The organism is Ornithinimicrobium avium, assembly GCF_003351765.1.
GTDB lineage: Bacteria > Actinomycetota > Actinomycetes > Actinomycetales > Dermatophilaceae > Ornithinicoccus > Ornithinicoccus avius.
The window spans coordinates 2,273,267-2,292,314 of the sequence record NZ_CP031229.1; the positions used below are offsets into that span (position 1 = coordinate 2,273,267).

The window sequence follows — 19,048 nt, forward strand, 5'->3', positions numbered from 1 at the left end:
CGGGCATACCTCATACTAGAACACCCGTACGACATACCCCCGAGTTTTCCACAGCGCGTCCCCAGCCGGTCAGGAATCCGTGTGGTCGGCGAGGGCCACCACCCCGCCGGACCGTCCCTGACGTAGCGTCGATGCCATGCGAGCCATCACCATCAACGAGCCCGGCGGCCCCGACGTCCTCGTCCCCGCGGACGTGGAGCCGCCCACCGCGGGACCCGGCGAGGTGCTCGTCGACGTCGTCGCGGCGGGCGTGAACCGGGCGGACGTGCAGCAGCGAAAGGGCTACTACCCGCCGCCGGAGGGCGCCTCCGAGCTGCCCGGGCTGGAGGTCAGCGGCCGGGTCGCGGCCCTCGGTCCCGGCACCGAGGGGTCGGGCTGGGCTGTCGGCGACGAGGTCTGTGCACTGCTTTCCGGGGGAGGGTATGCAGAGCAGGTCGCCGTCCCCGTCGGCCAGCTCCTGCGCGTCCCTGCCGGGGTCCGGCTGGCCGACGCCGCCGCGCTGCCCGAGGTCGCGTGCACGGTGTGGAACAACCTGGTGATGGAGGCGGGGCTGCGCGGGGGCGAGACGGTCCTGCTCCACGGCGGCTCCAGCGGCATCGGCACCATGGCGATCCAGGTGGCGCGCGCGCTCCGGGCCAGGGTCGCGGTGACCGCCGGGTCGCAGCAGAAGCTCGACGCGTGCCGCGAGCTCGGCGCCGAGGTGCTGATCGACTACACGAGTCAGGACTTCGTCGAGGAGATCACGGCGGCCACGGACGGACGCGGGGCAGACGTGATCCTCGACGTGGTCGGCGCGAAGTACCTCGCCCGCAACCTCGATGCCCTCGCCCCCGACGGCCGGCTCGTCGTCATCGGTCTGCTCGGCGGCACCAAGGCCGAGCTCGACCTCGGCACCCTGCTGCGCAAGCGCGGCCGGGTCATCGCCACCTCGCTGCGCTCCCGCTCCCTGGAGGCCAAGGCCGAGATCGTCACGCAGGTGCGAGAGCGGGTCTGGCCGTGGATCGAGGAAGGGCGGGTGCGGACCGTGATCCAGTCGCGCCACCCGCTCGACGACGCGGCCGCCGCGCACGCCGAGATGGAGGCGTCGGGTCACGTGGGCAAGATCCTGCTGGGCGTGCGCCAGAGCTAGCCCTCAGCCGACGGGGACGCCCGCACGGGCAAGAGGTGGCCGGCCGGAGGGGCCGGAGGGGCACCAGCGGGCCACCGGACCTGCGTCCGGGCGGGTTGCTCAGTCCTGCGCGGCCGGCCCGATGAGCCGACCCGGCCTGGGCGCGTCCCTCGCCGTGCGCAGCGTCTCGAGTATGCCGCGGGTGTCGCGGTCGGCCTGGTGCTCCGTGAGCTCACCGGGCGCGAACCATCTCGCCTTGCGCGCCTCGGTCGCGAGCGAGAGCTGCGGCCGCGCGTCCAGCCGCACGTGGAAGACGACGTCGATGCCCTGCTCCACGTGGTCCACGCGGACGACGACCGGGTCACCCGGGTCGATGTCGATGCCGATCTCCTCGGCGACCTCGCGGCGCACCGCCTCGGCGGGGGCCTCGCCCCGACCGAGCAGCCCGCCGGGCAGGCTCCAGCCCAGCCGGTGCGGCTGCCACAGCACGAGCACCTCGCCGTCGTGCTCGAGCACGCAGACGGCGCCTGCGGTGTAGGTCGGCGCACCGATCCGCACCGCGGCGCGCTTCAACGGGCCCGGCAGCAGCCGGAAGCTGACCAGCGCGGCGGTGCCTGCCTTGCGTCGCACGGTCTGCAGGTCCACAGGGTTCACCCAACCACACGGGTATGACGTGCACTCCCTGACGCGGCCCGCCCACCCGGGCGTGCCGACCGTGTCGCCGGTCGGCAGGGGTCAGCGCACGGCAGCAGCCGCGGCCATCCCCGCTCGGCGTCCGCTGAAGAGGCATCCGCCCAGGAAGGTCCCCTCCAGCGAGCGGTAGCCGTGCACCCCGCCGCCGCCGAACCCGGCGACCTCGCCGGCGGCATACAGCCCGGGCAGCGGCTCGCCGGAGGTCCCGAGCGCGCGGGCGTCCAGGTCGGTCTGCACGCCGCCGAGGGTCTTGCGGGTGAGCACGCGCAGCCGCACCGCCACGAGCGGGCCGTGCCTGGGGTCGAGGAAGCGGTGCGGCGGCGCCGTGCGCACCAGCCGGTCGCCCCGCGAGCGCCGGGCGGCGCGCACCAGCGCGGTCTGCACGTCCTTGCCGTAGTCGTTGGCCAGCTCGCGGTCGTGCGCCTCGACCAGCTCGCGCACCGGGCCGGCGTGCACGAGATCCTGGCCGACCAACGCGTTCATGCCCGCGACCAGCTCCTCGACGGTCGCGGCGCGCACGACGTCCGCACCGTGGTCGACGAACGCCTGGACCGCCGCGGGCACGTCGGTCGTCACCCGGCCGAGCACCTGCCGCACGGACCGGCCGGTGAGGTCGGGGTTCTGCTCGGAGCCGGACAGGGCGTACTCCTTGCCCAGGATCGTCGTGGTCGCCACGAACCACGAGTGGTCGTGCTCGGGCGCGCTGCGCCGCAGGTGAGCGAGGGTCCCGAGGGTGTCGAACCCGGGGAGGAACGGAAAGGGCAGGCGCCGCCCGGTCGCGTCCAGCCACAGCGAGCTGGGTCCGGGAAGGATGCGTATGCCGTGCCCCGGCCAGACCGGCGTGTGGTTGGGCAGACCCTCCACGTAGTGCCACATCCGGTCCCGGTTGACCAGCCGGGCCCCGGCCTTCTCGACGGGGCCCAGCATCGACCCGTCGACGTAGGCCGGCACCCCCGTCACCATCTCCCGGGGCGGCGTGCCCAGACGCTCCGGCCACCACCGCCGCACCAGCTCCTCGTCGGCACCGATGCCACCGCTGGTGACCACGACCGCCTGCGCGGCGAGCTCGAAGTCGCCGACCGGCTCCCGCGAGGTCGGGGCGCCACGCCCGGCGTCGTCCTCGGCGAGCACCTGTCCGCGCACGCCGGTGACCGCGCCGTCGGTCAGGACCAGCCCGGTGACCCGGTGCCGGCCGCGCAGCTGCACCAGACCGGCCTCGACCCCGGCCCGCACCTCCCGCTCGAAGGGCTCGACCACGCCAGGGCCGGTGCCCCAGGTGATGTGGAAGCGCGGCACCGAGTTGCCGTGCCCGGTCGCGCTGCCGTCGCCGCGCTCGGCCCACCCCACGACGGGGAAGAGCCCGACCCCCTTCTCCCGCAGCCAGGCCCGCTTCTCCCCCGCCGCCCAGGAGACGTAGGCGCGGGCCCACCGCCTGCCCCAGCGGTCCTCGGCGCCGGGGCCGTCGAGGCGGTCGAAGCCGGCCGTCCCACGCCAGTCCTGCCAGGCGAGGTCCTCGCTGTCCCGGATCCCCATCCGCCGCTGCTCGGGCGTGTCGACGAGGAACAGCCCGCCGAAGCTCCACCAGGCCTGGCCGCCGAGATGTCTCGCCGGCTCCTGGTCGACCAGGACCACGCGGCGCCCGGCGGCGACGAGCTCCGCGGTGGCGACCAGCCCGGCGAGCCCGGCTCCGACGACGACGACGTCCGCATCCATGCTCGGAGGGTAGCGGCAGGGGCGGGCGCCGGGGTGGCGATCCCAGCCTCGCCGACTACCCTGGCGACCGATGGCTACCCGTGACGGCCGACGCTCGTTCGCGCCGCCGCCCGGCATGATCGCCGGGCTGCGACGCGGCGCCGTGCTGGCCCTGCTCACCGTCGTCGCCTTCATGGGCGGCGTCTCGGCCACCCAGCTGTGGCCCGTGCACACCCAGACGCAGTACTTCGCCGCCGACGTCTCCGTCTCCCCGTCGCTCAGCTCCACCGTCAACCTTCCGATGGTCGTCGGCGACGTCATCATGAGCTTCGACGGCCCGCTGCCGGCGCCCGGCCTGGACGCGCAGGTCTCGGTGCGCGAGGAGGTCACCGACCTGCTGCGCAGCGGCCGGCTCAGCACCGCGAGCCTGGAGCCCAGCCAGCAGGAGCTGCGCGCCGCGATCGACTCCGGGGTGCAGGAGGTCGCCTGGAAGTTCGCCCTCGGCGCGCTGGTGACCTCGCTGCTCGTCTTCCTCACCTACACGGTCGCCCGTCCCCACCACCTGGGCAGGGTCGTCGCGGCGGCGACCGTCGCCACGCTGGTCGCGACCCTCGGACCGGGCACCGCGGCATACCTGACCTATCGCACCGAGAAGGTGGCCCAGTTCCGCGCCACCTCGCTGCTCTCGCTGGTCCAGACCAACCGGTCCATCCTCACCGAGCTGACCAGCAACGCCGACCACGGCGCGGTCTACGTGACCAACCTGCTGGCGCTCTCCGACGCCCTGCGCCAGGAGTTCACCCCCGGCACCACCCAGGCGCCCTCCGCCGCGAAGTTCCTGCTGGTCAGCGACATCCACGGGATGAACCAGTACCCGCTGATGCGCCAGATCGTGGCGTCCGAGGGCATCGACGCGGTCATCGACGCCGGGGACCTGCTCAACTTCGGCCAGGCGAGGGAAGGCGTGCTCACCGGGATCTACGACGGGATCGAGAGCCTCGGCGTGCCCTACATCTTCGTGCGCGGGAACCACGACGGGGCCTCCAGGGACGACGAGGCGGTGCTGGACCGTCTGTCCCGGATCCCCAACGTGGTGCTCCTCGAGCCGACCGCGGGTGACTACGTCGAGGTCGGCGTCAACGGGGTGACGATCAGCGGGTTCAACGACCCGCGCTACTACAACGAGCGCAGCGACGACTTCGGCGCCGAGCAGGTCGCCGCCGCGCAGGCCTTCGAGAAGGCCACCGCGGGGCTGACGCCGACCGACCTCGTCGTCACCCACGAGCCCTACGCCGCGGACCGGGTCACCGCCACCGGCGTCACGCTCAACGGGCACATGCACGTGGCCGCCCTGCAGCGCGGCCACGTGCAGATGGGGTCCTTCACGGGCGGCGGGCTGGTCAACCAGTTCCGGCTGCCGCCGCTGACCGAGGAGGCCCAGCAGGCCGCTCAGGAGGACCCCGAGACCGCCGGTGAGCTGCAGGGACATCCCTACAGCTTCGACATCCTGTCGATGGGGCAGGACTGCTCGATCGTCAGCCTGATCCGCTACAGCTACCGCAACCTGGTCTCGGGGCGGCCGCAGTACGACGACATCCGCATGATCAACGGCCGCACCCTGCAGCCGGACCCGCCGGCGGACCGGACCTGCGGACCCGACCTCGGCGTGGTGACCAGCACGATGGTGGCGGCGCCGGACCTCGACCAGGCCTCGACGACCGCGGAGGAGACCACGACGCTGACGATCCCGCCGCCGAGCCGCACCCCCACGCACACCCCGTCGGGGGGGCAGGACGACGTCGCGGTCACCAGCGGGCCGCCCCGGCGCTAGGGGGTATGGCGTTCAGCCGGCGGTCGGGTCGACGCGCCGGCCCGGCCGCGGCAGACGCGTCAGTCCGCAGCCTGCGCGCGCTCCAGCTCCTTGGCGATCACCTGCTGGAAGTGCTCGGCCGGCTGCGCGCCCCGCACGACGGTCGTGTTGACCAGGAAGGTCGGGGTCGAGCTCAGGCCCAGGGCCCGCGCCTCGGCGGTGTCCGCGTCGACGTCGGCCACCAGGTCGGGCGCGTCCATCCGCTCCTCGAACCTCGCGAGGTCGGGCACGCCGGCCTCCTCGGCGACGTCGAGCAGGTCCCGCCGCGCGAGCTCGGCGTGGCCGGAGGAGGACCGGGCGAAGACCGCGGCGGCGAACTCCTGGCCCACGCCCTGCTCGGCGGCCGCACGGGCCGCGACCGCTGCCGCGTGCGACTGCTCGTCGAAGATGACGAAGTCGCGGAACTCGATCCGCAGCGTCCCCTCGTCGACGAGGTCCTGCAGGGCGGGACGGGTCTCGAGGGTGAAGCGCGCGCAGTAGGGGCAGCGGTAGTCGGCGTACTCGATCATCACGACCGGTGCCTCGACGTCGCCGACGGCGAGCAGGTCGTCGGCGTCGCGCCGCTGCAACGAGAGCATCATCTGCGCCAGCTCGGGCGAGGGCGTCTGCGCCGCGGGGTCCTCGGCCGACGCCTCGGGCGCCCCGGTGGGCGGCGCCTCGGGCGCCCCGGTGGCCGGGGCCTCAGCGGCGGGCGGGGCCTCGGCGGTGGCCGGGGCCTGCTGGGAACCGGCCCGTCCCTGGCTGTCCGGCCCCAGCGCCAGCCAGGCGATCAGCCCGACGACGAGGGCGACGACGATCACCGCGACGGCCCAGGCGATCGAGGCGGTCCTGCTGTCGTTGGCCGCGGGCGCAGGGGCGGGCGGCGGGGTCGTGGTCACGCGGCCAGGGTTTCACACCGGACCGACGGTCGGGCCGGCCGGTCGGCCGGGCACCTCACTCCCCGAGCGTCCAGCTGTGCCGGGTCTCGTAGCGCGGCGTCCCCCCGGGCCCCTGACCCAGGTAGGAGGCGACGAGGTCGATGCGGGAGGCGCTCCATACCGGGGTGCGGAGCGTGTCCAGCGACTGCACCAGGTGCCCTGCCGGGTGCCGCCCGCCCACCGCGCGGGCGAGCGTGACGTGCGGGGTGAAGCGGGTGCCGTCGACCCGGGCGCCGGCATGGCTGGCGACCGCGCGCAGTCCCTTGGCCCAGGCGGCGAGGGTGCCCGGTTCACCCTCCTCGACCCCCGCCCAGAGGACGCGTGCGAGGCCGGGGTCGGGGAAGGCGCCCGCGCCCGCCAGCCGCAGGTCGACCGGGCGGTGGCGGTCGGCGTAGCGCTGGCCCTCCTCGACCAGCTCCTCCTCGCGCCACTCCTGCAGGTCCGGGACGAAGGCGAGGGTGAGGTGCAGGTGCTCGGGCCGGGTCCAGCGCCACTCCTCCCGCGCCGCCACGGCCTCGCGGCGGGGTGCGAGGAGGTCCTCGAGGGCGGACACCACCTCCGGCGGCGGGACGACGGCGACGAAGACTCGCATGAGCCCATCGTGACCCACGCCCGGCACCTGCGTGTATCTGCCCGACGACCGCAGGCTCCCTACTGCCCGAGGCCGTGAGCTGAATTCGAACGACAGGGGAGCACCATGACGACGAGCACCACAGACCTGCCCACGGGGGCCGGGACCTTCGCCTTCCTCGTCCACCCGCGCGCCCGCATCGCCGACGACCTGGGCCGCGTGTGGGCACCGCTGGGCAGCGGGCCCGAGCGGCTCTACGACCTGGCGCTGCGGCGGCTGCCGCTGCCGCCGGTGCGGATGGCGGGGGTGGAGGTCGCCGGGCAGCGGGTGGGCGACGTGGTGCTCGTGCCGTTCGGCGCGAAGCACCTGCTGGAGCAGCCCGGCGAGGGGCGCCGCCGGGTGGCGGCCGCCGTCGACCGGGCCGCCGGCCTGGGCGCCGACGTGGTCGGCCTCGGCGCGCTCACCGCCACCGTGACCGCAGGCGGCGTCTCGCTGCGCGACCGCACGGACGTGGGCGTGACCAACGGCAACGCGTTCACCGCCAGCACCGTGGACCTGCAGGCCCGCCTGCTCCTCGGCGCGGCCGTGGACCAGCGGGCCGACCGGCACGTCGCGGTCGTCGGGGCGACCGGGAGCGTCGGCGGCGCCGTTGCGGCACTGCTGGCCAGGGACGCGGCCGTCGACCGCCTCACGCTCGTCGCCCGGTCGCGGCCGCGGCTCGAGGCGCTCGTCACCCGGCTGGACGCCATCTGCGGCGGTCGGGTCGACACGAGGGCGACCGACGACCTCGCCGAGGTGGGCGGCGCGGACCTCGTCATCCTGCTCACCGCCTCGACCAGCGCGATCATCGGGCCGGAGCACCTGGCGGCCGGTGCGGTCGTGCTCGACGCCACCCAGCCGCGCAACACCTCCCCCACCCTCCTGGAGCAGCGCCCGGACGTCACGGTCGTCGACGGCGGGGTCGTCGAGATCCCGTCGCTGCGGCTGCTCGGCGGCAACATCGGCCTGCCGGACGGCCGGGCCTACGCCTGCTTCGCCGAGACCGCGCTGCTCGCGCTCTCCGGGCACCGCGGCCACTTCTCGCTCGGCGTCCCGACGCTGGAGCAGGTCGACCGGACCCGCGAGCTCGCCCACGGCCTGGCGCACCTGGGCTTCGGGGCCGCCCCGCCGACCTCCTTCGGTCGCCCGGTCGACCTCGGCACCGCGCCGCGCCCGGTGCTGGAGGCCGGGCGATGACCAGGGTCGTGATGCTCGGCGGCGGCTACGTGACGCTGCACGCCTACGCCCAGCTCGTCCGCCGCCTCGGCGCCCGGGTCCGCTCCGGCGAGCTCGAGATCGTCGTGATCAGCGCCGACGACTGCCACAGCTTCCACGGGTTCACCGGCGAGGTCGTCGCCGGCCTGCTGCCGCTGGAGCGCACCCGCACCCCGCTCACCGGGGCGCTCCCGCTGGCGAGCATCGTCCACGGGCGCGCCACCCACGTCGACCCGGTGGCCCGGACGGTCTCCTTCGTCCGCCACGGCGCCGGGACCACCGAGCAGGTCGGGTATGCCGAGCTCGTCGTGGGCACCGGTGGTCGGGAGCCGCTGACGACCGTGCCGGGGCTGGTCGAGCACGGCTTCACGCTGCGCGGGGTCGGTGAGATCGGCGGGCTCGCCGAGCACCTGCACGACGTGCTGGCGGACCTGCCCCGGGAGGGCGCGCCGGAGGATCCCCGGCGCCGGGTCGTCGTCGCCGGCGGCGGCATCGCCGGCACCGAGCTGGCCGCCGCGGTCGCCGACCTGGGCCACGGACGGCTGGAGGTCCTCCTCGTCCACGGCGGCGAGGAGCTGCTGCCCGAGCTGCGCGGCAGCCACCCGCGCCTGGCCCACCGGGTGGAGCACGAGCTGTCCCGGCTGGGCGTCCGCGTGCTTCTGGGCACCCGGCTGGCGCGCGTCACCGGCCGGGGGGCCGTGCTGACCGGCCCGGCCGGTCCGGCGGCCGCCTCGCTCCATCCCGCCGCCACCGTCCTGGCCACCATCGGACAAGTACCGGTGGTCGTGCCCGGCACGGAGGGTCTGGCCCGGGACGCGCGAGGACGGCTGGTCACGGCCGCCGACCTCTCCGTCGTCGACGCCCCGGGCATCTGGTCCGCGGGCGACGCCGCGCGGGTGCTCCACCCGGTGACCGGCGAGCCCGTCCCGACCAACGCCCTGTGGGCGATCAAGGCCGGCGCGCACCTGGGCGCCAACCTGGCACGCCGGCTCCGGGCCCGCCCGACCAGGCCGTTCGGCTACCGCGGGCTGGGGCAGGCGGCGTCCTACGGGCTGGGCCGTTCGGTCGCCGAGCTCTACGGCATGGAGCTCACCGGCGGCGCGGCGTGGCTGCTGCGCCTGACCTTCTTCCTGCGCTTCATGCCCACCCGGCGCGGGGCGGCCGGCGTCGTCCGGGACCTGACCGCGGTGCTCCTCACCGGCACCCGGCCGCCGGCCGTTCCGTCACCGCTCTCCCGTGCCGGCGCCCCGGCCCCGGCCACGGCCCGGGCCCCGGTCCCGGTCCTGCTCGCCGCCGGTCCCCCGGATCGAGCCGCTCAGGCAGGGGCGCGGTAGTCCTTCGTGGCCCTCACCGAGCCGTCGGGGTGGTAGCTCACCCACGTGCCGACCTTCTTCTCGCCCCGGTAGTCACCCTCGTCGAGGAGCGCGCCGGCGGCGGACCAGCGCCGCCACCGTCCGCTGCGCGCACCGCCCTCGAAGGCTCCCTCCTGCAGCCGGCTGCCGTCCGCCCGCCACCAGGTCCACGACCCCTGCAGCTCCCCCACGGCATACCCGCCCTCGGACCGCAGCCGACCCTGGGCCGAGAGGTGCTGCCAGGTGCCGGTGCGCAGGCCGTCGAGGTACTCCCCGCGCATGACACCGCCGTGGTCGTCGCGCTCCTCCCACAGGCCGGTGCGGCGGCCCTGGTCGTCGGTGGCGTTGGGCGGGGTCTCCTCGCGGGTCACCGGACCATCATGCCCGGCCAGGGTCGTCGTGGCCGCGCGGAGGCTCGCGGCGACGCTCAGAACAGCGCCGGCGCCGCCTCCTCGAGCGCGTCCCGCAGGAAGGGCGCCAGCGAGCGCATGTAGGTCGCCGTCACGTGGCTGGTGTCCCGGTAGACGATGACGTTGCCCTCGATCGCGCGGCACCGGTCGGGCCGGCAGATCCGGTCGGTGAGGTCGACGGACCGGACGTTGGAGGGCAGCTCGGCCACCTCGAGCAGCGGCGAGGTCGCCCGGAGCCGTTCGGTGCGGGGCTGCCCGCAGGCGACGGCGTCGAACCCGGTCCGCTCCAGGCACTCGGGGACCTTCTCCTGCAGCCGGGTGCTGTCCCGCACCGCCAGCACCCCGACGCCGAGCCGGTCCAGGCGGCGCCACTGGATGAGGAAGCCCTCGGGCGTGGCCTCGCCCTCCACCGGGCGCGAGGTGGTGCCGATGGTGAACAGGTAGTCAGGGTCGAGGTCCTCGATCAGCGGCCAGAGGTTCTCGTCGTAGGCGTAGCAGCTGTCCGTCTGCTCCGGGTCCTGCGAGCCGGGCTCCGGGCGGGGCAGGAACTGGCAGCCGCCCTTCTCGGTGAACGCCAGCCGCCAGCCCTCCTGCTCGGCGACCAGGCGCAGCGCGGGCATCCACTGGGCGACGTGCGAGCCGCCCGCCACCAGCACGGTGTGACGTGCATCCTGCGGACCCAGGAAGCACAGGCCCGGCAGGGCCGACTCCGGCGTGTCCCGGTGCGTGTTCACACAGCCCTCCAGGTCGTAGACCTCGGGCAGGTCCTGACCCACCACCGACAGGTCCGGCACCGGCGGCACGTCGGGCAGGACGCCCTCCCACCCCGGGCCGAGCACCGCGGCGCCCGGGTGGTCGACCGAGGGGCGGGCGGCCTGCGCCAGGTGCGCCCGCTCGCGGGCATCCAGGTGGCCCAGCACGGCCGAGGCCACGAGGGCGGAGAGGACCAGCACGCCGACGGTGCCGCCCAGCGTCAGTAGCTGCCGGCCGCCGAGGAAGTGGTGCACCGGGTCCTCGACGAGCCGGGTGCTGGCCCAGGCGAGCAGGACCGAGACGACGAGCACGACGACGGCGAGGCGCAGGTCGGCGACCTCCTTGCCGGTGAGGTGGAGCAGGTAGATGAGCAGCGGCCAGTGCCACAGGTACCAGGCGTAGGAGATGTCACCGAGGAACCGGAACGGCGCCAGGTGCAGCAGCCGGTCGGCCGACCCGGGCGCGTGCGTGGTCCCCGCGACCAGCACGAGCAGGACCCCCGCCACCGGCCACAGCGCCCACGGGCCGGGGAAGAGCTCCCGCCCGTCCAGGAAGAACCCGCAGCTGGCCAGGAGCACCAGGCCCACCCAGCCGAGCCCCACCCTGAGGGCACGGGGCAGCCGCAGCCGCGGCAGCACCAGGCCCACGACCCCGCCGAGCCCCAGCTCCCACAGCCGCCCACCGGTGTGCAGGTACGCGACCTGCTGGTCGTCGGCGAGCACGAGGACCTGCCACAGGAAGGACACGACCGTGACGGCGCAGACGGCCGCGAGCGCCGAGGCCCACACCGTCCGCCCGAGCCGGCGACCCAGCCAGGCCGCGGCGACGAGGAGGACGAACCAGATCAGGTAGAACTGCCCCTGCACCGACAACGACCAGAAGTGCTGCAGCGGCGAGGTGCCCGGCCCGGCCGCGGCGTAGTCCAGCTGGGAGGCGATGAGCTCCCAGTTCTCGGCCCAGAGGAGCGTGGCGCGCAGCTCGCGCACCAGCTGCGCCTGCTGACCGCTCGGGCCGATCAGGTAGCCGGCGGCCGCCACGGCGGTGAGCACGAGCAGGACCGGTGGGAGCAGCCGGCGCAGCAGCCGGGAGAGGTATGCGGTGAGCCGCAGCGACCCGTCCTCCAGCCGCCTGGCCACGGAGAGGGTCATCAGGAAGCCGGAGATCGCCAGGAAGGCGTCGATGCCCCCGGACACCCGGCCCTGTCCGAAGAGGTGGAAGAGGACGACCAGCGCGATCGCCAGCCCGCGGACCCCGTGCAGCTCGGGCCGGAAACCCGTCCGGGGGACCGACTGCCCGTCCCCCCGCGGCGGCACCTCCCTGCTCACCCCGGCAGGTTACGCGATCCTCCGGCCGGTGAGCGGCGCGGCAGACCCGAGCGGCACGGCATACTCGCTCCGGTGAGGATCGTCGTGGCGCTCGGGGGCAACGCGCTGCTGCAGCGGGGCCAGGTGCCCGACGCCGCGGCCCAGGTGGCGAACATCCGCCGGGCGACCGGCGCCCTGGCCCGGCTGGCCGACGAGCACGAGCTGGTGATCACGCACGGCAACGGCCCGCAGGTCGGGGTCCTGGTGATGGAGACCGCGTCCGACGCCCGGCTGTCCCAGCCCTACCCGTTCGACGCGCTGGGGGCGATGACGCAGGGGCTGATCGGCTACTGGCTCGTGCAGGCGATGGGCAACGAGCGCCCGGACCGCCAGGTCGCGGGGCTGCTCAACCAGACGCTCGTCGATGCCGACGACCCGGCGTTCGAGGACCCGACGAAGTTCGTGGGCGAGGTCTACGACGAGGCGAGGGCGAGGGCCCTGGCGCAGAAGCACGGGTGGACGGTGAAGGCGGACGGCCACGCGTGGCGCCGCGTGGTGCCCTCGCCGCGCCCGCAGGAGATCGTCGAGACCGACCTCATCGCCCAGCTGCTGGAGCGTCGGGTGATCGTCGTGTGCGCCGGGGGCGGCGGCGTGCCGGTGGTGCGCACCGACGACGGCCAGCTCCGTGGCGTCGAGGCCGTCATCGACAAGGACCTGTCCGCGGCGCTCCTCGCGCAGCGGCTGGGCGCCGACCGCCTGGTGGTGCTCACCGACGTGCCCGCGGTGATCGAGGGCTTCGGGACTGCCGGGGCGCGGGAGATCCGGCGCACGACGCCGGAGCGGCTGCGCCGGCTGGACCTGCCGGCGGGGTCGATGGGCCCCAAGGTGGACGCGGTATGCCGTTTCGTCGAGCAGGGCGGCGACGTCGCCGCCGCGATCGGCAACCTGGAGGAGGCCGAGGAGCTCGTGGACGGCTCTGCGGGGACCTACGTCACCGCGACCGGCTGAGTCCGCCCCTCAGCCTCGATCCGCCGATGTGATTGGTGACCAAGCCGGGTCGTAACGCACGAATGCCCCTGTGACCTGGGACGATGGGACTTGCGACAGTTCCGATCGACCAGGTAACAGGAGCACCCGATAGTGCGAGTCTGCCACAACATCTCCGCCGTTTTCGATGACCCGAACCTGATCGGCACGGCGGGCCTGGTCCCGGTGATGGGCCTGGCCGAGAAGGCCGGGCTGCCCGACCTGGTCGCCGAGCACGTCACCGTGGCCGGCTCGGCCGGCGCCAACGCCGACCTCAAGATCGGCTCCCTGGTCGCGGGCATGGTCGCCGGTGCCGACAGCATCGAGGACATGGACCTGGTGCGGCACGGCGGGATGGGCCGGGTCTTCGCCGGGCACCGGGCCCCGACCACGCTGGGTACCCACCTGCGCGCCTACACCTTCGGCCACGTCCGCCAGCTGGACGCCGTCGCCTCCCGTGTCCTGGTGAACCTGGCCGCCGTCGTCCCGGGCCTGCTGGCCGGCGCCCGGGCGGTCGCCTACCTGGACGTCGACGACACGATCCGCGCCACCCACGGGTACGCCAAGCAGGGCACCGGGTATGGCTACACCGGCGTCAAGGGCCTGAACGTGCAGGTCGCGACCCTGTCCACCCCCACGACGGCACCGGTGCTCGCAGCCACGAGGCTGCGCAAGGGCAACAGCTCCTCGGCGCACGGCGCGGCCCGGTTGATCGCCGACGCCGTAGCCACCGCCCGCCGGGCGGGTGCCACCGGCGCACTGACCGTGCGGGCGGACTCCGCCTACTACAACCACGACGTCGTCGCCGCGGCCCGCCGGGCCGGCGCGCGGTTCTCCCTGACCGCCCGGATGGACCCGGCCGTGACCGCCGCGATCTCCCGCATCCCCGAGCAGGCGTGGGTGGACATCAAGTACACCGACGCGATCTGGGACGAACAAGAGCAACGGTGGATCTCCGATGCGCAGGTGGCCGAGGTCGAGTACACCGCGTTCACCTCCCGGAAGAAGGCCGAGCACGTCACCGCCCGGCTGATCGTGCGCCGGGTCAAACGCCTCAACCCCAAGGCGGTCAAGGCAGGGCAGGACGAGCTGTTCGCCACCTACCGCTACCACGCCGTGTTCACCGACTCACCCCTGTCGATGCTGGCCGCGGAGGCCTGCCACCGCGATCACGCGATCGTCGAGCAGGTCATCGCGGATCTGAAGTCCGGTCCGCTCGCCCACGCCCCCAGCGGGTCCTTCTGCGCCAACGGTGCGTGGACGGTGCTGGCCGCGATCGCGTTCAACCTGACCCGCGCCGCCGGCGTCCTGGCCTCGGTCGCGCACGCCCGAGCCCGCCCGGCGACGATCCGGGAGGAGCTGATCAAGATCCCCGCCCGCATCGCCAACCGCGCCAGGCGACTCCACCTGCACCTGCCCACGAACTGGCCCTGGCAGGACGCCTGGCAAGGCCTCTTCGACGCCGCCTACGCCCCCTCCTGACCCCGCTTTCTGCCCCTTCGAGGAACGACCCACGTGGAAAAGCCGGGCAGACCGGCGAATTCCCCCTGCCCCGAACCCGGATCCACCTCTCAGGCCGCTCTCCGACATTCCGGACGACGTTCACAAAACCCGCTCGGCGGATCGAGGCTCAGAGCTCGTCGGTCAGCGGGCCGTCGGCCCAGGAGCCCAGGACCGGGGTCCACTCGCGGACGGCGACCTGCTCGACCAGGCCCTGCTGCTGGAACGGGTCGTCGCGCAGCAGGTCGACGATCTGGGTGGCGCTGTCCCCGCGCAGCAGCAGCAGCGCGGCGTCCGGGGCCTCCGGGACGGCGGCGTAGGGCCCGGAGAGCACCACGACGCCCTCCGTGGCCAGGGCACCGAGGAACTCACGGTGCGCGGGCCGGTGCTCGTCGCGGGCACCGGTGTCGTCGGAGTAGCTGTAGTGCACAACGAACAGGCTCATGGCCCGATCGTAGGCCCGCCCTGCCCCGTGGCGACGGCCGCATTCACCGACCCGGGCACGGCGGGGCTACCGTTGACCTCGTCCCCACGAGCCGAGGAGCAGGCCCGATGAGCCCCCGCGACGCCCTGACCGTCCGCCCGGTCCGCTTCACCCACGACGTCCCCCGCTGGCAGACGGTGCTGACGGCGATGGGCGCCGTGCTCCTCGACGAGCAGCCCGGCCGGCTGGTCTACCAGCTCGCCGCCGGGCGGCTGGCGCTGCACGCCGCCTCGGAGTCCCGGCCCGCGGGCACGACCACGCTCGCGCTGGAGACCACCGTGCCGCTGGCCGAGGCGGTGGCCGCGGCCGCCGCCGAGGGGGTGGCCATCGAGCTGGGACACGGCGAGCACGGGCCGACCGGGCTCGTCCGGGCGACCGACGGGACGGTCCTGACGCTGGACCCCGCGACCCCCAATCCCCGGCGGCTGGTCGCGGGCGAGCCGTGCGTCTCGGTCATGCCGGTCTGGAGCACGCCCGACGCCCGCGTCGCCGTCGACGTCCTCGACGGGCTGGGCCTGCGCCGCCGGGTCACCCAGGAGGACGGGTCGTGGGCCGACCTGACCGCCCGCCGCGGCGGGCTGCACGGCGTGCACCCGCTGGGCGAGGTCGGCGCCGGCCTGGCCTTCGAGCTCGAGGGCGACGTCGCGACCCTCCACCGGGCGCTGACCGCGGCCGGCGTGCCTGCCGAGCTGGACGACGGTGGCCCGGCGCGCACGCTGAGGTTCGCCGACCCCGACGGCGGCGCACCGCTACCGGTCGCCGAGCGGCAGCCCGACCTCTACGGCTACGCCCTCTCGGAGATGTAGGAGCTGTAGCGGATCAGCCCTCCAGGGTCTGCGCGAGAGCCTGCGCCAGGTCCTCCCACAGGTCCTCGGCGTCCTCGACGCCGACCGAGAGGCGCAGCAGGTTGACCGGCACGGTCCGCGCCTCGAGCGCGTGGACGCGCCGCCGCTCGATCTGCGACTCGACCCCTCCCAGGCTGGTGGAGTGCGTCCACAGCCGGGTCGCCGCGCACACCCGCTCGGCCGCCTCCTGCCCGCCTGCCACCTCGAGGCAGAGCATCGCGCCGAAGCCCGGGAAACGCACCCTCTCCACCGCCGGGTGCCCCGTCAGCCGGTCGACGAGCAGCGCCGCCGTGGCGCTCGCCCGTTCCAGCCGCACGTGCAGGGTGCGCACCCCGCGCAGCACCAGCCACGCCTCGCTCGGCCCCGGGACCGCTCCGTGCAGGGTGCGGTGGGTATGGAGCCGCTCCAGCAGGTCGGTCCGCTCCCCGGCCACGACGACCGCCCCGAGGAGGACGTCGGAGTGGCCCGCGAGATACTTCGTCGCCGAGTGCACCACGACGTCGGCTCCCTGCTCCAGCGGTCGCCGCAGGAGCGGCGTGGCGAAGGTGTTGTCGCACGCCACGACCGGCCGGTCCGTGCCCCACCGCTCGTCCAGCCCCCGGACCACGGCCGCCACGTCGGTGAGCTCCATCATCGGGTTGGTCGGCGACTCGAGCAGGAGCAGGTCGGCACCCTCGCACGCGGCGACGATCCCGCCGGTGTCCTCCGCCCCGACCCGGCGGACGATCAGCGCCCCGGCGGCCTCGCGCTCGGCGAGCAGCCCGGAGGTGCCGTTGTAGGCGTGCCGCGGCGCCACGACCACCCCGCCGACCGGCACCAGGGCCACCACCGCCGCGACCGCGCCGAGTCCCGAGGCGAACGCGAGCGCCATACCCTCGTCGGTCCCCTCGAGCGAGGCGAGCACCTCCTCCAGGGCCTCCCAGGTCGGGTTGGAGACGCGCGCGTAGCTGACCTCCCCGCCGCTGACGTAGGTCGAGGTGAGGTGGACGGGGACGTTGACGGGGGCGCCCGGGACGCGCTGCGGACGGCCGAGCGCGACGACCCGGCTGGCCGCGCGCAGCGAGGCGTGGGGGGTGGACAGCATGCGTCACACGCTGCCATATTCGAATGTCCCATCCCCGACCAGGACGGACCGGCCATGTCGGACCATACCTACCAGCTCATCGCCATCGGAATCTACTTCACGGGAATGCTCGGGATCGGCTACTTCGCCTACCGGAGAACGTCGGACCTGGACGACTACATGCTGGCCGGGAGGGGACTCCCGCCGGGCGTGGCCGCCCTGTCGGCCGGCGCCTCGGACATGTCGGGCTGGCTGCTCATGGGCCTGCCCGGCGCGATCTACGCCTCCGGCCTCTTCGAGGCCTGGATCGCGATCGGCCTGACCATCGGCGCCTGGCTCAACTGGAAGTTCGTGGCGCCGCGGCTGCGCGCCTACACCGAGGTGTCGGAGAATGCGATCACCATCCCGAGCTACTTCGAGAAGCGGCTCAAGGACAGGTCGCACCTGCTGCGCATCTGCGCCAGCCTCATCGTGCTGGTCTTCTTCACCTTCTACGTGTCCTCCGGAATGGTGGCCGCCGGCAAGTTCTTCCAGTCCTCCTTCGGCTGGACCTACCTGGGCGGGCTGCTGCTCGTCTCGGCGATCACGCTGGTCTACACGATGTTCGGCGGCTTCCTCGGCGCGACCCTGACCGACGTCGCCCAGGGCGTGCTGATGTTCCTGGCGCTGCTCGCGGTCCCGATCGTGGCGATCTTCCGGGTCGGCGACATCGGGACGATCGGCAGCCGGATCACCGACGTCAACCCGGAGGCGCTCAACCTCTTCAAGGGCATCGGCGACGGCAACCCCCTGCTCTGGGGCCTGGCCGTCTTCTCCACCGCCGCGTGGGGGCTGGGCTACTTCGGGCAGCCGCACATCATCATCCGGTTCATGGCGCTGCGGAGCGCGGCCGACGCCAAGGCCGGGCGCCGGATCGGCATCAGCTGGATGGCGCTGACCTGCCTGGGCGCGATCGGCACCGCGCTGATCGGGATCGGCTACTTCGCCGACGACCCGGAGAAGCCGCTGGGCGACCCCGAGACGGTCTTCCTCGTGCTCAGCCAGATCTTCTTCCACCCGCTCATCGCCGGGCTGGTGCTGGCTGCGGTGCTCGCGGCGATCATGTCGACGATGTCCTCCCAGCTCGTCGTGTGCTCCTCGGCGCTGGTGGAGGACCTCTACAACATCGTGGGCCGCGAGCCCGACCCTCGGCGCGACGTCATGCTCGGCCGCACGGGCGTGCTGATCATCGCGGTCGTCGCGCTGCTGCTGGCGCTCAACCCCAACTCCTCGATCCTGGAGCTGGTGGCCTTCGCGTGGGCCGGGTTCGGCGGCGCGTTCGGCCCGATCGTGCTGCTCAGCCTCTACTGGCGCAAGCTCACCGCGACCGGCGCCCTGGCCGGGATGATCACCGGCGCGGTCGTCGTCTTCGTGTGGGGCAACATCGCCGTGCTCAGCGACCAGATGTACGAGATCGTGCCCGGCTTCGTCCTCAACCTGGTCGTCGCGGTCGTGGTCTCCTCGATGACCGCCAGGCCGCAGCCACAGGTGGAGGCCGAGTTCACCGCGATGGAGCAGCTGCTGTCGACCGGAAGCTTCGGCACCGACGAGACCACGCGGACCACCGCCTGAGCCCCGGCCCGCACTCAGTCGTCCGCGGCGGCAGCCGCGCGCCGCCCGCGGTAGGCCGCCGCGGCGACCCGGTTGCCGCAGGTGGTGCTGCAGAAGCGGCGGGACCGGTTGCGGGTGAGGTCGACGAGCACCTTCTCGCAGTCCTGCGCCTCGCACACGCCGAGCCGGCCGAGCCCGTCTGCGCGCACGAGGTCGACCATGGCCATCGCGACCTCGACCGTCAGCCGCCGGGTGAGCGGGGCGTCGTCCGGCGTGGCGTGCAGGTGCCAGTCCCAGTCGTCGTGCCGGACGAGGCGCGGCTGGGCCCCGCCGTCGTGCAGCATCTGGTTGACCTCCTCGACGACGTCCTGCTCCTCGCCCTCCCACAGCCGGCGCAGGCGCGGCCGCAGCGCCCGGACCGAGTCCAGCTCGGACTCGTCCAGCCGCAGGACGCCCGACCACCTCCAGCGCCGGACCCAGGCGGCCAGCTCGGCGGTCGTCGCGAGCCGGTCCTGACCGTCCCGCCCGAGCGTGTTGACCAGGTCGGCAGCCTCCTGGAGCGCGACCTCGGTGTCATGGGCAAAGAACATGTTGACTCCTGATGCTCCTCTCACCT

The 19,048-nt window shown here is 74.1% G+C and carries 17 protein-coding genes; 8 read left to right on the top strand and 9 right to left on the bottom strand.

Annotation, left to right across the window (positions count from 1 at the left end):
- Window positions 1–136: 136 nt before the first annotated feature.
- Complete coding sequence (locus DV701_RS10400) at window positions 137–1,129, top strand: NAD(P)H-quinone oxidoreductase (RefSeq protein ID WP_114928244.1); 993 nt, start codon at window positions 137–139, stop codon at window positions 1,127–1,129.
- Between the two features lie 99 nt (window positions 1,130–1,228).
- Here DV701_RS10400 and DV701_RS10405 read toward each other — a convergent pair whose 3' ends face one another.
- Entirely contained in the window at window positions 1,229–1,753 is a 525-nt protein-coding gene (locus DV701_RS10405) for an NUDIX hydrolase (RefSeq protein WP_162802962.1), read from the bottom strand.
- Window positions 1,754–1,843: 90 nt separating this feature from the next.
- Window positions 1,844–3,514, bottom strand: coding sequence for an FAD-binding dehydrogenase (locus DV701_RS10410; RefSeq protein ID WP_114928246.1), 1,671 nt, complete (start codon window positions 3,512–3,514; stop codon window positions 1,844–1,846).
- Window positions 3,515–3,584: 70 nt separating this feature from the next.
- Here DV701_RS10410 and DV701_RS10415 point away from each other — a divergent pair, with 70 nt between their 5' ends.
- The gene (locus DV701_RS10415) at window positions 3,585–5,324 is read left to right on the top strand and encodes a metallophosphoesterase family protein (RefSeq protein WP_114928247.1); all 1,740 of its coding nucleotides are present in this window, start codon (window positions 3,585–3,587) and stop codon (window positions 5,322–5,324) included.
- A gap of 59 nt (window positions 5,325–5,383) precedes the next feature.
- Here DV701_RS10415 and DV701_RS10420 read toward each other — a convergent pair whose 3' ends face one another.
- Both DV701_RS10420 and thpR read right to left on the bottom strand, forming a co-directional pair.
- The gene (locus DV701_RS10420) at window positions 5,384–6,241 is read right to left on the bottom strand and encodes a DsbA family protein (protein WP_114928248.1); all 858 of its coding nucleotides are present in this window, start codon (window positions 6,239–6,241) and stop codon (window positions 5,384–5,386) included.
- A 55-nt stretch (window positions 6,242–6,296) separates the two neighbouring features.
- The gene (gene thpR / locus DV701_RS10425; protein WP_114928249.1) at window positions 6,297–6,872 is read right to left on the bottom strand and encodes an RNA 2',3'-cyclic phosphodiesterase; all 576 of its coding nucleotides are present in this window, start codon (window positions 6,870–6,872) and stop codon (window positions 6,297–6,299) included.
- A gap of 105 nt (window positions 6,873–6,977) precedes the next feature.
- On the opposite strand from thpR, the gene DV701_RS10430 reads away from it, so the two are divergent.
- Both DV701_RS10430 and DV701_RS10435 read left to right on the top strand, forming a co-directional pair.
- On the top strand, window positions 6,978–8,087 hold the full coding sequence (locus DV701_RS10430) for a saccharopine dehydrogenase NADP-binding domain-containing protein (RefSeq protein WP_114928250.1): 1,110 nt from the start codon (window positions 6,978–6,980) through the stop codon (window positions 8,085–8,087).
- Window positions 8,084–9,439 (top strand): NAD(P)/FAD-dependent oxidoreductase, encoded by a 1,356-nt coding sequence (locus tag DV701_RS10435; RefSeq protein ID WP_114928251.1) that lies wholly within the window; start codon window positions 8,084–8,086, stop codon window positions 9,437–9,439. The genes DV701_RS10430 and DV701_RS10435 overlap by 4 nt, the downstream gene beginning before the upstream one ends.
- Here the strand turns inward: DV701_RS10435 and DV701_RS10440 are convergent.
- Together DV701_RS10440 and DV701_RS19150 are read right to left on the bottom strand one after the other, a co-directional pair.
- Complete coding sequence (locus tag DV701_RS10440; RefSeq protein WP_114928252.1) at window positions 9,421–9,828, bottom strand: toxin-antitoxin system YwqK family antitoxin; 408 nt, start codon at window positions 9,826–9,828, stop codon at window positions 9,421–9,423. The genes DV701_RS10435 and DV701_RS10440 overlap by 19 nt on opposite strands.
- 56 nt (window positions 9,829–9,884) lie before the next feature.
- Window positions 9,885–11,945, bottom strand: a complete 2,061-nt coding sequence (locus DV701_RS19150; RefSeq protein WP_114928253.1) for an acyltransferase family protein — start codon at window positions 11,943–11,945, stop codon at window positions 9,885–9,887.
- A gap of 72 nt (window positions 11,946–12,017) precedes the next feature.
- Here DV701_RS19150 and DV701_RS10450 point away from each other — a divergent pair, with 72 nt between their 5' ends.
- Window positions 12,018–12,932: a carbamate kinase gene (locus DV701_RS10450; protein WP_114928254.1), complete on the top strand. Its 915-nt coding sequence runs from the start codon at window positions 12,018–12,020 to the stop codon at window positions 12,930–12,932.
- Window positions 12,933–13,064: 132 nt separating this feature from the next.
- Complete coding sequence (locus tag DV701_RS10455) at window positions 13,065–14,432, top strand: IS1380 family transposase (RefSeq protein WP_114928255.1); 1,368 nt, start codon at window positions 13,065–13,067, stop codon at window positions 14,430–14,432.
- A 148-nt stretch (window positions 14,433–14,580) separates the two neighbouring features.
- Here the strand turns inward: DV701_RS10455 and DV701_RS10460 are convergent, their stop codons facing one another.
- Entirely contained in the window at window positions 14,581–14,895 is a 315-nt protein-coding gene (locus tag DV701_RS10460; RefSeq protein WP_114928256.1) for a YciI family protein, read from the bottom strand.
- A 107-nt stretch (window positions 14,896–15,002) separates the two neighbouring features.
- On the opposite strand from DV701_RS10460, the gene DV701_RS10465 reads away from it, so the two are divergent.
- Window positions 15,003–15,740: a hypothetical protein gene (locus DV701_RS10465; protein WP_114928257.1), complete on the top strand. Its 738-nt coding sequence runs from the start codon at window positions 15,003–15,005 to the stop codon at window positions 15,738–15,740.
- A 13-nt stretch (window positions 15,741–15,753) separates the two neighbouring features.
- On the opposite strand, the gene DV701_RS10470 is transcribed toward DV701_RS10465, so the two are convergent.
- On the bottom strand, window positions 15,754–16,863 hold the full coding sequence (locus DV701_RS10470; protein WP_114928258.1) for a trans-sulfuration enzyme family protein: 1,110 nt from the start codon (window positions 16,861–16,863) through the stop codon (window positions 15,754–15,756).
- Window positions 16,864–16,917: 54 nt separating this feature from the next.
- On the opposite strand from DV701_RS10470, the gene putP reads away from it, so the two are divergent.
- Window positions 16,918–18,453, top strand: coding sequence for a sodium/proline symporter PutP (gene putP, locus DV701_RS10475; RefSeq protein ID WP_114928259.1), 1,536 nt, complete (start codon window positions 16,918–16,920; stop codon window positions 18,451–18,453).
- A gap of 14 nt (window positions 18,454–18,467) precedes the next feature.
- Here putP and DV701_RS10480 read toward each other — a convergent pair whose 3' ends face one another.
- A complete protein-coding gene (locus DV701_RS10480; RefSeq protein WP_114928260.1) occupies window positions 18,468–19,022 on the bottom strand; it encodes a CGNR zinc finger domain-containing protein in 555 nt (184 codons plus the stop codon).
- Window positions 19,023–19,048: the final 26 nt, after the last annotated feature.